General features: G+C 59.9%; 11 protein-coding genes and 2 pseudogenes. 6 read left to right on the top strand and 7 right to left on the bottom strand.

All coding sequences use genetic code 11. The annotated features are described in order from the left end of the window. Positions 1-29 precede the first annotated feature (29 nt). Together ACA074_RS23460 and ACA074_RS23455 are read right to left on the bottom strand one after the other, a co-directional pair. Positions 30-1,730, bottom strand: a complete 1,701-nt coding sequence (locus ACA074_RS23460; protein ID WP_489881024.1) for an acid phosphatase — start codon at positions 1,728-1,730, stop codon at positions 30-32. Positions 1,731-1,948: 218 nt separating this feature from the next. After that, positions 1,949-3,367, bottom strand: a complete 1,419-nt coding sequence (locus ACA074_RS23455) for a short-chain fatty acid transporter (protein ID WP_187678069.1) — start codon at positions 3,365-3,367, stop codon at positions 1,949-1,951. 320 nt (positions 3,368-3,687) lie between these two features. On the opposite strand from ACA074_RS23455, the gene ACA074_RS23450 reads away from it, so the two are divergent. The 5 genes and pseudogenes from ACA074_RS23450 (at position 3,688) to ACA074_RS23430 (ending at position 7,921) form a co-directional block, all read left to right on the top strand. Then, entirely contained in the window at positions 3,688-5,001 is a 1,314-nt protein-coding gene (locus tag ACA074_RS23450; protein ID WP_187678068.1) for an MFS transporter, read from the top strand. A 68-nt stretch (positions 5,002-5,069) separates the two neighbouring features. After that, a pseudogene (locus tag ACA074_RS23445) lies at positions 5,070-5,894 on the top strand (PAS domain-containing protein); the annotation flags it as partial. After that, positions 5,874-6,434, top strand: coding sequence for a methyl-accepting chemotaxis protein (locus ACA074_RS23440; RefSeq protein ID WP_410457997.1), 561 nt, complete (start codon positions 5,874-5,876; stop codon positions 6,432-6,434). The pseudogene ACA074_RS23445 and the gene ACA074_RS23440, both read left to right, overlap by 21 nt. Before the next feature lie 181 nt (positions 6,435-6,615). Beyond that, the gene (locus ACA074_RS23435) at positions 6,616-7,215 is read left to right on the top strand and encodes a flavin reductase family protein (RefSeq protein ID WP_497677899.1); all 600 of its coding nucleotides are present in this window, start codon (positions 6,616-6,618) and stop codon (positions 7,213-7,215) included. Between the two features lie 73 nt (positions 7,216-7,288). After that, the gene (locus tag ACA074_RS23430; RefSeq protein WP_401271433.1) at positions 7,289-7,921 is read left to right on the top strand and encodes a LysE family translocator; all 633 of its coding nucleotides are present in this window, start codon (positions 7,289-7,291) and stop codon (positions 7,919-7,921) included. A 34-nt stretch (positions 7,922-7,955) separates the two neighbouring features. Here the strand turns inward: ACA074_RS23430 and ACA074_RS23425 are convergent, their stop codons facing one another. The 3 genes and pseudogenes from ACA074_RS23425 to ggt all read right to left on the bottom strand — a co-directional run bounded on the left by ACA074_RS23425 (position 7,956) and on the right by ggt (position 10,380). Beyond that, complete coding sequence (locus ACA074_RS23425; protein WP_401271435.1) at positions 7,956-8,327, bottom strand: helix-turn-helix domain-containing protein; 372 nt, start codon at positions 8,325-8,327, stop codon at positions 7,956-7,958. A 3-nt stretch (positions 8,328-8,330) separates the two neighbouring features. Further along, positions 8,331-8,414, bottom strand: a pseudogene (locus ACA074_RS23420) (type II toxin-antitoxin system HigB family toxin); the annotation flags it as partial. Positions 8,415-8,547: 133 nt separating this feature from the next. After that, positions 8,548-10,380, bottom strand: a complete 1,833-nt coding sequence (ggt, locus tag ACA074_RS23415; protein ID WP_497677898.1) for a gamma-glutamyltransferase — start codon at positions 10,378-10,380, stop codon at positions 8,548-8,550. A gap of 154 nt (positions 10,381-10,534) precedes the next feature. Here ggt and ACA074_RS23410 point away from each other — a divergent pair, with 154 nt between their 5' ends. After that, positions 10,535-11,647 carry a DUF2817 domain-containing protein gene (locus ACA074_RS23410; RefSeq protein WP_497677897.1) on the top strand — a complete coding sequence of 371 codons (1,113 nt, stop codon included), beginning with the start codon at positions 10,535-10,537 and terminating at the stop codon, positions 11,645-11,647. Between the two features lie 151 nt (positions 11,648-11,798). Here ACA074_RS23410 and ACA074_RS23405 read toward each other — a convergent pair whose 3' ends face one another. Together ACA074_RS23405 and ACA074_RS23400 are read right to left on the bottom strand one after the other, a co-directional pair. Then, positions 11,799-12,053: a bacteriocin immunity protein gene (locus tag ACA074_RS23405; RefSeq protein ID WP_489881029.1), complete on the bottom strand. Its 255-nt coding sequence runs from the start codon at positions 12,051-12,053 to the stop codon at positions 11,799-11,801. 1 nt (position 12,054) lies between these two features. After that, a complete protein-coding gene (locus ACA074_RS23400) occupies positions 12,055-13,272 on the bottom strand; it encodes a pyocin-S2/colicin E7-DNase domain-containing protein (protein ID WP_497677896.1) in 1,218 nt (405 codons plus the stop codon). Positions 13,273-13,405 lie beyond the last annotated feature (133 nt).

Genomic DNA, 13,405 nt, shown 5'->3' with positions numbered 1-13,405 from the left:
ATTTTTACGCCGCGCCGCAGGACTCGCTCTCAGACCTGAAAATGCAGGGCGTTGGTCAAATCCCCCATGGGTTTCTGGCCTCTTGCGGTCATTGCATCATCGCGCTGCTTGAGGCCGTCGAGGGTCTCCAGTTGGAACACTCGGGTGATCAGGCGCAGGATCGATGCCGTGTCGTAAATCGTGTGATCCACCGTGCCCTTGCGTGCGAATGGCGACACCACCAAGGCCGGTACGCGTGAGCCCGGCCCCCAGCGATCCCCCTTGGGCGGCGCGACGTGATCCCACCAGCCGCCGTTTTCGTCCACCGTGACGATCACCACCATGTTTTTCCACTGTGGACTTTCGCGCAGCACCTTCAGCGCACGCACGATGTGCCGGTCACCTGACGCCACGTCGGCATAACCGGCGTGCATGTTCAGGTTGCCCTGAGGTTTGTAGAAACTCACGGCGGGCAGCTTGCCGGCCTCGGCGTCGGCGAAGAACTTGTTGGTGCTCGACTCGTCACCCAACCCGGCATCGCGCAGGCGTTTGTTGCGCTCGGCTGGATTCTCCGGGCCTTGCTGCTTGAAGTAGTTGAACGGCTGGTGGTGATACTGAAAGTTAGGGATCTTCGGAATGCCGCCGGAATCCTTGTACTGCTCCAGCGTCGCCTGCCACGCCCCGGCGTACCACGCCCAGTCGACGTTCTTCTTCGACAGCTTGTCGCCGATGTGCTCGTGGGTCTGCGGCACCAACACGTTGGGCAGATCGGGTTTCGAGTACGCCGGACGCTCCGGGTCGCGAATCCACGTTGGCCAGTAGGGAGGGGCGAGAGTGTTGACCGCGAAACCGTCCGGCGTCAGCGCACTCGGGCCAAACTGTGGCGGGCCTGTCATGGCGCTGGCCGGTGATTGCGCCAGCGGTTTGAGCCTTGGATCGGCCGGGTCATCGCTTTGCAGCGCAGCGATTTGGCTTTTGGCTACCGAATTGGCAGCGTCCGGGTAAAACGGCGCGGTGGCGCTGATCAGGTATTGATGGTTGAGGAACGAGCCACCGAAGGCGCCCTGGAAGAAGTTGTCGCACAGCACGAATTCCTGCGCGACGTCCCACAAACGCAGGGAATAGCGACTCTGTGCGTAGTGGCCCATGGTCAAGCCTCCGGAATCGGCCCACGCGACAAAACCATCGTTCTTGCCGCCATTGATCTGCATCTGGTTCTGATAGAACACATGCCATAAATCGCGGGTAACCAGACCAAACGGCAAGTCTTCGCCATTCGGGCCTTTGAGAGCGAACGGTGCGTTGGGCAGGTTTTCCTGAAACTGCGTGGCGCCGGGATAGGTTACGCCATCGAGGGTTTGCGGACCGATCTGCAAGACACCGCCCCAGGCTGGCGGCAGAGTTTGCAGCAGGCTGCCGTCGCGGTCGCGTTGTTGATAGTCGGCAGGTTTTAGCGCTGACAGCGGTTTCTCGACACCGGGGAAATCACCGAACAGGTTGTTGAAGCTGCGGTTCTCGGCGTAGATCACCACCACGGTTTTCACCTGATCGCGCAGGGCCTTGTCCAGCTCGGCCGCAGACAATGGGCGCTCGGCCGGTTGGCCGGATTGATCGCCCGCGTTGCTGCAACCCGCCAGCGTTGCGCCGACACCGAGTACCGCGACGCCGCCGAGAAAGCGGCGGCGACTGGTGTCGGTGGGTTTATCAGATTCTGGCGAGGAGGGGTCTTTAGCGTTTGTATCGTCGTTCATGTCGCGCCCGTTTTTGCTTAAATGTTTCAGTATGTTTCGGGCGGACGCTAGCAAGGGAATGTGACGGCGGGGTTACAGCTTTGAATGCGCCGAGAATGAGTGTGGGAGCCAGCTTGCTGGCGATAGCGGTGTATCAGTCAACATTGAAGTTGCCTGACAAACTGCAATTGCCAGCAGGCTGGCTCCCACGAGGGTTCTATGTCGCCAGGCCTATCCGTCTAAGGCATCACCGGCGGCGTATACGCCAATGTCGTCCCCAGCGCCCACAGCAACAGCAGTACCAGCGGCGTGTGCACCAGCAATTGCACGAACGAGAAGCCGATCAGATCCCGCGCCTTCAGACCGAGCACGCCCAGCAGCGGCAGCATGTAGAACGGGTTGATCAGGTTCGGCAGCGCTTCGGCGGCGTTGTAGATCTGCACTGCCCAGCCGAGGTGATACTGCAGATCGTTGGCCACTTGCATCACGTACGGCGCTTCGATGATCCACTTGCCGCCGCCGGACGGGATGAAGAAGCCGAGAATCGCCGAGTACACGCCCATCAACAACGCATAGGTATCGTGAGAGGCGATGCTCACGAAAAACGTCGAGATGTGATGCGCCAGGGTTTGCGCATCGGCGCCTTTGACCGTGGTCATCAGCGCGGCAATCGAGCCATACAGTGGGAACTGAATCAGCACGCCCGTGGTGGTCGGTACCGCGCGGGCTACCGCGTCCAGGAAGCTGCGCGGACGCCAGTGCAGCAATGCGCCGAGCATGATGAACAGGAAGTTGTAGGTGTTCAGCCCGGAGATCGCGGTGATCGCCGGTTTAGTCGAGAACTCGTGGAACAGCCATCCCGCCGCCAGCAGCACCAGCACGATGATCAGCAGCGGACTGTGTTCCAGCCATTCACCCGGCCGGGTGCGTGGTTGCAGCGGAGGCAGGTTAAAGGCCGGGTCGATGCCGCAGGCCTCGGCGTCGCGCGCGGAGTTCGGCCCGGGGGCGGTGGCGTAGGCGATGATGATCGAAATCACGATCAGCGCCAGCAGCATCACGCCGGACTGCCAGAGGAAAATCGTTTCGGTGAACGGAATAACGCCAGTGATCGACAGGATCGATGGCGGCAGGCTGGCGGGGTTGGCCTGCAACTGCGCAGCCGACGACGACAAGCCCAGCGCCCACACCGCGCCAAGACCCAGATAAGCAGCGGCCCCGGCGGCACGGTAGTCCATTTTCAGATCGGTGCGGCGGGCGAGGGCGCGCACCAGCAAACCGCCGAACACCAGCGACAGACCCCAGTTGAGCAGCGACGCGACCATCGAGATCAAGGCAACCCAGGCCACGGCGGAGCGACCGTTTTTCGGGATGCGTGCCAGGCGATCAATCAGTTTCACGGCGGGGGGCGAGCTGGCGACAACGTAGCCGCCTATCACCACGAAAGCCATCTGCATGGTGAACGGAATCAGGCTCCAGAAGCCGTCACCGAACGCCATCGCGGCAGCGGTGGGCTTGGCGCCCATGGCCAGCGTGGCCACTGCCACGATGATCACGGCCAGCGCGGCGAATACCCAGGAGTCGGGAAACCAGCGTTCGGCAAAACTTGAACAGCGCAGGGCAAAGCGTGCGGAGCGGCTATCTTCGATATCAACGGCCACGGGAGTACCTCGGATTTTTTATGGTTGTTTTTGGTCCTGAGGATGAATTGCACATCCCCTGTAGGAGTGAGCCTGTTCGCGATAGCGTCATTACATTCAACACATGTATTGACTGAATCGACGCCATCGCGAGCAGGCTCGCTCCTACAGGTATTCGACTGTGAAACTCGCCAGTTCGGACAGGCATAAACAGTAAATCAACCGCCGCCGTTTTGTGAGCAGGTTTTGCAAAACCGGGACTATGGTCTAACGGGTTGTCCATCCGCCCATTTGCGTAGACCATGGGCGCCTTGGTTTTTTGCCTGCCAGAGTTCTTTGCCATGACTGCCCAAACCACGGCCAAACCTGCGCCGTTCAGCCGCTCCGACTACAAGACCCTCGGCCTTGCGGCCCTTGGCGGGGCGCTGGAGATCTACGATTTCATCATTTTCGTGTTCTTCGCCCTGACCCTCAGCCAGTTGTTCTTCCCGCCGGAAATGCCCGAGTGGCTGCGCCTGTTGCAGAGCTTCGGCATCTTCGTCACCGGTTATCTGGCGCGGCCGCTGGGCGGGATCCTGATGGCGCATTTCGCCGACCGATTGGGGCGCAAGAAAGTCTTCAGTCTGAGCATCCTGATGATGGCGTTGCCGTGCCTGCTGATCGGGATCATGCCGACGTATGCGCAGATCGGTTATTTCGCGCCGCTGCTATTGCTGGCGCTGCGCATCCTCCAAGGCGCGGCCGTCGGCGGTGAAGTACCGAGCGCCTGGGTGTTCGTCGCCGAACACGCACCGACCGGCCATCGTGGTTATGCGCTGGGCGTTTTGCAGGCCGGGCTGACGTTCGGCTATCTGATCGGCGCACTGACCGCGACCTTTCTGGCGCAAGCCTTTACCCCGGCGGAAATCCTCGATTACGCCTGGCGCTATCCGTTCCTGCTCGGCGGCGTATTCGGCGTGATCGGTGTCTATCTGCGTCGCTGGTTAAGCGAAACTCCGGTATTCATGGCGATGGAAGCGCAACGCGAAGCGCGGGTCGAACTGCCGCTGCGTACCGTGCTGCGTGAACACCGGTTGGCGATGCTGCCGGCCATGCTACTGACTTGCGTACTGACCTCGGCAGTGGTGGTGTTCGTGGTCATCACCCCGACCATGATGCAGAAAACCTTCGGCATGACCGCTAGCCACACCTTTGCCCTGAGCGCATTGGGCATCGTCTTCCTCAACATCGGTTGCGTGATCGCCGGTCTGCTGGTCGATCGCATCGGCGCCTGGCGCACGGTCATGCTTTACAGCCTGCTGCTGCCGCTAGGCATCGCCGTGCTTTATGGCTGTCTGATCATGGGCGGCGATTGGGTTGGTCTGGCCTACGCCGTGGCCGGTCTGGCGTGTGGTGTCGTCGGCGCAGTGCCGTCGGTGATGGTCGGTTTGTTCCCGGCGCGTATCCGAGTGTCGGGGATCTCCTTCACCTACAACATTGCCTACGCCGCGTGGGCGAGTATCACACCGCTGTTGTTGATCGGTCTGATGCCGTGGAGCCCTTGGATCTGCGTGATCTTCTGCGCGGTGATGGGCGTAGTGGGGATTCTCAGTGCAGCGTATTTCGGCTCGCGGATGCCGCGCACGGGCCCGTGTCAGGTGGCCGGGGCTGCTTGACGCCAACCGCCCAAACTATTTTTGACTGACCGGTCTCAAACGCTCTTCAGAAAAGGCTTCCAAGGCCGATGGTTAGGCTGTATCCCGCTTACTACCCTGCCCATCGGTGCTTTCCCATGTTCAACAAACGCCTGAAGCAAGAGCTGGCCGCTCTTCGTGAAGAACTCTCCAGTCTTGTACAGGTAAAGGAAAGCCTGGAGAGCGAGATGCTGGTGCTGACCCTTGAACCGGACGGACGGATTCAATCGGTCAACCAGAACTTCCTCAACGAGATGCTCTACAAGAGCCAGGACCTGATGGGTCGGGCGCTTGAGGATATCGTGCCGGCTCACGTCAAATCCGACGAATTTCACCACCGCCTCAGGAATGCCTTGACCCGAGGCGAGCACTTCGCCGGAGCCGTGCGCCTGTTGCGTGGCAATGGTGAAGAGGCCTGGTTGCGCTCGATTGCCCAGCCTGTACGTTCTTCGGATGGGCGGATCAAACATATTTCGATCTTCTCCAGCGACTTGACCCGCACCATCGAAGCCTCCCGCGAACACGAAAACCTGATCGGCGCGTTGGTGCGTTCCACTGCAGTGATCGAGTTTGACCTCAACGGCAACGTGCTGAACGCCAACGAGCGGTTCCTCAACGGCATGGGTTACAGCCTGGCGCAGATCAAAGGCAAACATCACCGTATGTTCTGCACACCCGAGGAATACAACAGCGCCGAGTATCAGAACTTCTGGCGCCGTTTGAACAATGGCGAATTCGTGGCTGAACGCTTCAAGCGTGTCGACAGCCATGGTCGTACAGTCTGGCTGGAGGCGTCCTACAACCCGGTGGTCGATGCCAACAACAAACTGTACAAAGTGGTGAAGTTCGCCACGGTGATCACCGATCAGGTCAATCGCGAGCAAGCCGTCGCTGACGCGGCCAACATTGCCTACAGCACCTCGCAGCAGACCGACAGCACCGCGCAACGCGGTACGACCGTTGTGACCGAGGCTGTCAACGTGATGCGCGATCTGTCGCGGCACATGCAGACCGCCGGTGAAGGCATCGAAGCGCTGAACGAGCAGTCGCTGGTGATTGGCACCATCGTCAAAACCATCAGCGGCATTGCCGAGCAGACTAACTTGCTGGCGCTCAACGCGGCGATCGAAGCGGCTCGCGCGGGCGAGCAGGGTCGCGGCTTTGCTGTGGTGGCCGATGAAGTGCGACAACTGGCTTCACGTACCAGCCAGGCGACCGAGGAAATCGTCGGCGTGGTGCGGCAGAACCAGGAAATGGCGCGCAACGCCGTCGCCCTGATGACCGACGGCAAGCTCCAGGCCGAACAAGGGCTGGCGCTCGCGGCGGAGGCGGGCACGGTGATCCTCGAGATTCAGGACGGCGCGCAGAAAGTGGTCGATGCGGTCGGGCAGTTCGCCAATCAACTGTCCCACTGACCTGCACTGATCCCTTGTGGGAGCGACGGTGCGACGATTCGACCTGCTCGCGAAGGCGTCAGTACACTCAGCATTGATGTTGACTGATACACCGCTTTCGCGAGCAGGCTCGCTCCCACAGGATCTGTGTTTCTCCAGTGGCAGCGCTACAATCTGTTCCTTTTTCCCGGAGCAGATCCCCATGAGCGATTCCCACCGCCGCCCGGTACCCCTGAACAAAGCCTACCGTTTGCTCAACCACGGCCCGACCATTCTGGTCAGCGCTGCCCATGACGGCCAGCGCAACATCATGGCTGCTGCGTGGGCGATGCCGCTGGATTTCGAACCGCCGAAAGTCGCCGTCGTACTCGACAAATCCACCTGGACGCGGCAATTGCTCGAAGCCTCCGGCACCTTTGTCCTCAACGTGCCGTGCGTCAATCAGGCCGATATCGTGCAAACCGTCGGCAACACGTCGGGTCTGGAAATCACTCAAAACCAAGGGCAGGACAAGTTTCAGGCCTATGGCTTGCAGACCTTTGCTGGCGAGAAAGTCGAGGCGCCATTGCTCGACGGTTGCGTCGCCTGGCTCGAATGCCGCTTGTTGCCCGAGCCGCGTAACCACGAACAGTACGATCTGTTTCTCGCCGAAGTCATCGCCGCTCACGCCGATGAGCGTGTGTTCAGTGAAGGGCGTTGGCATTTCGAAGGGCATGATGGTTTGCGTACGCTGCACCATGTGGCGGGCGGGCATTTCCTGACGATTGGTGATGCGGTGGATGGCAAGACGCTGGCGCTTTAAGGCTGGTTGATGGCAAACCATTGCCAAATGTTGCAAGGTAGGGGCATTGTCGAACCAATCAGGCGCGTGCCCCATGGACCTTTCCCTTTCGAGTTATCTCGCTCCGTTACTGTCGCTGGCGTTGCTATGGACAGTTGCGGTGGTCACACCCGGCCCGAACTTCTTCAACATCGCTCAACTCGCAGTTAGCCGCTCTCGCCGTCATGGCGTGGTAGCGGCGCTCGGCGTTGCCAGCGGAACGGTGTTGTGGGGACTGGCGGGCGGCCTGGGTATCCAGTCATTGTTCAGCGCAGCACCGACCTTGTACTTGAGCTTCAAGATTGCCGGCGGCTGCTATCTGATCTATCTCGGACTCCAGCAATTCAAGCGCAAGGCGCCCATCGTCCCAGGCGCTTCAGATGCTGCGGAGCAAACGTTGCTCGGTGCTTACGGGCGCGGTTTTCTGGGCAACATGACCAACCCCAAATCGGCGCTTTTCGTCGCAACAATCTTCGCCACCGCGATGCCTGCCCATATACCGCCGTTGCTGCTGGCGCTGGCGGTGATGACCATGGCCACGTTGTCGTTCAGTTGGTATTGCAGCGTGGCGCTGTTCTTCGCCAGTCGGCGGATTGCCGGTGTTTACGAGCGGTCACGTCAATGGCTGGATCGATTGGCCGGTGGTTGTTATCTGCTGTTTGGTGCGCATCTGCTGGCTTATCGCTGAGCCGCGGTCACAGGCTGGGTTGCTGCAATCTGTATCAGATTTGCTTCATTGGCTTGATCAGGCTTTCTGCAGGAATTCCAAACAGCTCATGAAGTTTCCAGATCATTGGCAAAGTGAGTGCCCGCTTGCCATTCAACACTTCATAGACCCTGTTTGTTCGACCGATAGCCGGAGCGAGATCCGCGGCTGACAGGCCTGACTGTTCCATCCGGAATTTGATGGCATCGATTGGATTGGGCAAATCCAGTGGAAACTGTTTGGCTTCGTAGGCCTCAATGAGAGTGATCATGATGTCGAAGTAATCACCTTCAGGGGTACCCGGTTCTGGCTCGTTGTCGAAGAGTGCAGACACGTTATTGAGCGCCGCACGGTAGTCTTCTTCGTTATGAATCGGACGTATGTTCATGGGTTACTCCATTTCGACGGTATCAGCGTCGATTGCATCGTACTGCTTGTGGGTGCCGACGAATTTTATGTATATGGCGCCGAAGCGGCACGGTCACTTACTCTATCCGTGGCAGCAAATTTTCGGGGTAGGAAAAGGCGACGGAATGCTAGTGAACACAATCTGTTAGCCACAAAAAAGGCCTACCTCCCGGTAAGCCTTTTCCATTCACTGCGTAGCCTCAATCCCCCAACGCTTCCCCTTCACGCCGTGGATCCGCGCCACCCGCCAACGACACATTCCCTTGCGCATCCTTGACCCGCACGACGGCCTGGGTGCCGCTGGTCATGTCGATTTCATTCACGCTGTGGCCCTTGTCCTTCAGCGCCTGAATCAGCGCCGGGCTGAACTGGCCTTGTTCCAGTTCGGTCGGGCCGTTGCGGCTGCCGAAGTTGGGCAGGCTGATAGCGCTTTGCGGGTCGAGGTTCCAGTCGAGCAGGCCGACGGTGGTTTTCGCCACGTATTCGATGATCTGCGAGCCACCCGGTGAGCCGACGCTTGCGAGGAATTCGCCGCTGTTGCGGTCGAAGATCAGCGTCGGCGCCATCGACGAGCGTGGGCGTTTGCCGGGTTCGACGCGGTTGGCGACTTTCTGCCCGTTTTCTTCGGGGATGAACGAGAAGTCGGTCATCTGGTTGTTCAGCAAGAAGCCCTGAACCATCAGGTGCGAACCGAATGCGGCTTCGATGGTGGTAGTCATCGACACGGCGCCGCCGAGGTCATCCACCGCCACCACTTGCGAGGTGGAAATGCGTAGCGGCGAGCGATCCGGTGCGTAGGCCACTTGCACGCCCGGCGGCGTGCCCGGTTTGGCGCTGCCCATGCTGCGTTCGCCGATCAGGCTGGCGCGGCTGGCGAGGTAGCCTGGGTCGACGAGGCCTTTGACCGGCACTGGCACGAAGTCGGTGTCGGCGACGTATTGCGCGCGGTCGGCGTAGGCCAGGCGCTCGGCTTCGGCGATCAGGTGCACGGCTTGTGGATCGGGTTCGATGCCGGCCGGTTTGTCAGTCTTGTGGGGTTTGAGCGGGGTCAGCGAAAGGCGCGGATCGCGGGTGTCCAGTGCCTGCAAGGTGCCGAGAATCTGCGCCACGGCGATCCCGCCCGACGACGGCGGCGGCATGCCGCAGACCTGCCATCGCTTGTAGTCGGTGCACAGCGGCGCGCGCTCCTTGGCCTGATAGCGCTGAAGATCGTTCAACGACAGGCTGCCGGGGTTGGCGTGGCCCTGAACCTTGGCGACGATTTCCTCGGCGATCGGGCCTTTGTACAGCGCATCGGCGCCTTCGTTGGCAATGCGCTTGAACACCTTAGCCAGCGCCGGGTTTTGCAGGCGCGTGCCGACGGCTTTGACACTGCCGTCGTGGTTGAGAAAGTACGCGGCCATGTCCGGCGATTTACCAATCACCGGGTCTGACGCCAGCAGCGAATACAGACGCGGGGAAATCGCAAAGCCTTGCTCGGCCAGTTTGATCGCCGGCTCGAACAACTTCGCCCACGGCAGGCGCCCGTGTTGTTTATGCGCCATCTCCAGTGCGCGCAACACGCCCGGCGTGCCGACCGAACGGCCACCGATCTGCGCCTGCGGGAACGGCATCGGTTTACCGTCCGCTTGCAGAAACAGCTTCTCGGTGGCGCCGGCCGGCGCGGTTTCGCGACCGTCATAGGTGCGCACCTGTTTACCGTCCCACAGCACGATCATCGCGCCGCCACCGATCCCGGAGGATTGCGGCTCAACCAGCGTCAGCACCGCTTGCATCGCAATCGCCGCATCAATCGCCGAACCGCCCTGACGTAGCATCTCGCGACCGGCTTCAGTGGCCAGCGGATTCGCAGCGGCGGCCATGTGTTTGCTGGCGTGGCGGGTTTGCAGATCGGTGCGATAACCGGAGGCGGCTTCCGGCGCCAGCGGCAGGGTCGAGGAGGGCGGGGCGTTGCACGCGGTGAGGGTCAGGGCACTGATAATCAGGGTCAGGGCAGGCAGGCGAAAGCGGCTCAAGGGCAGGGCTGTAAACACGTAGGCTCTCCGTCCGTGGGATAAAAGTCTGACGGACTTTATCGACCGACCGTGAAGGACGCAAACCACCGGTGTGTTTCTCCTTCATGCCTTGACGAATTTTCTGTAGGGTCAGTGGCAATCGTGAAGCCAGAAAAATCCACAATAGGCCGACATGCACAGCGAGTTTCCTAGCGAGCCCAGTTACCGCCATCAGCGCGAACAGTTTCTTGCCGCAGCGACATCCGCCGGCGCGACGCTTACCTCCTACGCACACCCGCGTTGCGGGCCGTTTGGCGAACCGTTGAGCACCGATGTGGCTGTGCTCGGCAACCCGCAGGCGAAGCGGCGTTTGGTGACGCTTAGCGGTACGCATGGCGTGGAGGGTTATTACGGCTCCGACTGTCAGATCGACTGGCTGAAAACCTTCGTGCCGGGTTCGCTGCCCAAGGATGTCGCGGTGGTGATGGTTCACCTGATCAATCCCTGGGGCACGGCGTGGTTGCGGCGGGTCAATGAAGACAACATCGACCTCAACCGCAATCACCAGGATTTCACTGGGTCGCTACCGGATAACCGCGCTTACGCCGCGTTGCATGAAATTTACGCCTGCCGCGACTTGAACGGCCCCGAGCGACAACGTGCCGATGCCTTGCTGGCTGCGCAGATCGCTGAGTATGGCTGGCCGGCGGTGATGTCGATTGTCGAGGGTGGTCAGTACAGCCATCCCGATGGATTGTTTTACGGCGGCCGCGCGCCGAGCTGGTCGAATCGCACGTTGCATCAAATCATCGAAGCACATCTGGCTGGCGCAGAAACGCTGATGTGTTTCGACCTGCACACCGGGGCTGGTGAGTACGGTCATCCGATGCTGTTGACCATCACTGAGGCGCCATACCCGGCATTGGCGCAGGCCCAATCGATCTACGGCCCATGGCTCTACACCCTGCACACCGGCGCCAATACCCTGAGTGAAACCGGTGTCGCGGCGACGGCTACCGGTTACACCTCGCAGGCGTTGCTCAATGCATTACCAGGTGTGCAACTGATGCCATTCGTGATCGAGTGCGGGACGTATCCGGGCGCGGACGTGCATCGATATTTGCGTGATGACCATTGGCTGCATCTGCATGGCGATCCGCTGGATGCGACGGGAAGGGCGATCAAGTTGAATTTGCTGGGGCAGTTTTATCCGGCGGACCCGGATTGGCGGGCGATGGTGGGGTTGCGGACTCGGCAGATTTGGGGGAAGGGATTGGCAGCCCTGTCGACAGAGAACCCCGAATAGGTCAGGCAGAACTCTGTGGCGAGGGGATTTATCCCCGATGGACTGCGCAGCAGTCCCATTCATTTAATGAAGAGGTGGGGGGCGCTTCGCACCCCATCGGGGATAAATCCCCTCGCCACAGGTTCGGTGCTGTTTCAAGGTATAAAAGCGCTTATCGCTTAAAACCGGGCAGTCCATTGGCGGCACGCCACTTTTTTACTGTTTCGGTGATGCCTTCTGCAGAGTCATCGGCGTCCTCTTGCGGATAGAAAATCAAATCGGATCCTTCAGGATGTCCACAAATAGAATTGAAGTGAAATACGAGTCTGCTTTCGTCCTCCTCGCGCTCATCATTTCCTATGATGCGCTCAAGCAGGTCAATAAACTCTTGTTCTGTGTAATCCGAAAAGCTTTGTTTAGTAGCCATTTCAATCTTCCCTGTGAATCTCTACGTGCCGTTTCGGAGTCATTACAGCCAAGTTATCCACATCATAAACTGCACCACCATTCTGGATATGCTCGATGTGATGTATCTCATACTTGGCTTTTTCTCCGTGGTGCTCTGACTTCGGAGCAAAAGGAGATCTTCCGTCCATGAGTTTCCCTTGGTTTGTGCGTTTGAATTGACTGAGCAACTCAGGGTCATTCGCCACCTCCACCCAAAACGCCTCCCTAAATTTGTCAAAGCTTGAAAACTCCCACCCCCTGAGCCTATCCGCAATCCGTGTCGGAATCGGCACGCCTATCCCCGTTCCCGCTCCAGCAAGCCAGATCCCCGAAACATCATCCCCAACCCCCGTCACCGTACCCGGCGTCAGTCTGGCCAGTTTCGAAAACACCACATACAGCGACTTCAGCCCAGTGTCCGCCGGGAACACCAGAATGCAATCCTCGGCAGTAATGTCCTCGCCGGGCAGGCCTTCTATCTGGGTGTCCGTGTTCTCGGGAATCGGGTGAACAAGGATCGTGTTCAGTTGCTCGCCGTGTTCCGGACAGACCAGCGGCGGCATTGAGCCGAGTGGCCCGCGTTGTGGCGTCCACAAAATCGTAATGCCGTTAAGCTTGGCCTCCATCGCAGTCTTGTCGCTGTTCCACTCGACTTTGACAGTACGCACCGAGTCATCGCCAGAAGCGCCGGAGTGGATGCCGTAAACCTGCATGACCCCTTCGGCATCACGCCGAAACTGGAAGCGCACACGAGTGGGCGCGCGGCTCATGCGGCGCAGCTGTTCATCGGTATGCAGCGTGCCGTCGCCCATTCGGGTCGGCAGCATCCCGAGGATGAACACGCTGGCCGGCCCACCAGCGCCGCGAATTGCCCAGTTGAGGCGTTGTTGCAGAATGCCGCCGCCCGCCAGACGCCCCAAGGCCAGATCAGCACCTATTGCCGTCGCTACCGCAGTGCTGGCAGAGGGCAGGAGCATGGCGCCGGCGACCATGATCTTGCCGAAGTTGCTGGCGGGTTCGGTGGCCGTGCCGGCGTCCGTTCGGCACCAGTTATCCACAGTGCAGGACTTGGCGAACACCTGATCTTCGCGAGGCTTGGGCGTTGGCCATTCATCCTTTTCGATGTACACCGGCTCCGGCGCGGGGGGGGGGGCGGATTCCACGCAGCCCATGAGCCGTTCCCGCTTGGACGTTTCCAAGGCCAATCTTCATCGAAGAGAGATTTGAATCGAGCCATGACAACTCCCTGTATAGCTTTGAATCGAGCCAGGGAACCTTGTCGGTCAGTGGGGATTTCGGGCAAACCGATGGGGTGAGTTTCACGCGCCTGGA

The organism is Pseudomonas sp. LBUM1655 (genome assembly GCF_059716085.1).
The sequence above is the reverse complement of the archived record's forward strand: the minus strand, read 5'-3'. Positions and strand labels throughout refer to the sequence as shown.

Excerpts from the sequence above, each read along its gene's own strand:
- ACA074_RS23435 (WP_497677899.1), top strand. The coding sequence starts at position 6,616 with ATGAGCGATTCCCACCGCCGCCCGGTACCCCTGAACAAAGCCTACCGT.
- ACA074_RS23430 (WP_401271433.1), top strand. The coding sequence starts at position 7,289 with ATGGACCTTTCCCTTTCGAGTTATCTCGCTCCGTTACTGTCGCTGGCG.
- ACA074_RS23405 (WP_489881029.1), bottom strand. The coding sequence starts at position 12,053 with ATGGCTACTAAACAAAGCTTTTCGGATTACACAGAACAAGAGTTTATT.
- ACA074_RS23425 (WP_401271435.1), bottom strand. The coding sequence starts at position 8,327 with ATGAACATACGTCCGATTCATAACGAAGAAGACTACCGTGCGGCGCTC.
- ACA074_RS23460 (WP_489881024.1), bottom strand. The coding sequence starts at position 1,730 with ATGAACGACGATACAAACGCTAAAGACCCCTCCTCGCCAGAATCTGAT.
- ACA074_RS23450 (WP_187678068.1), top strand. The coding sequence starts at position 3,688 with ATGACTGCCCAAACCACGGCCAAACCTGCGCCGTTCAGCCGCTCCGAC.
- ACA074_RS23410 (WP_497677897.1), top strand. The coding sequence starts at position 10,535 with ATGCACAGCGAGTTTCCTAGCGAGCCCAGTTACCGCCATCAGCGCGAA.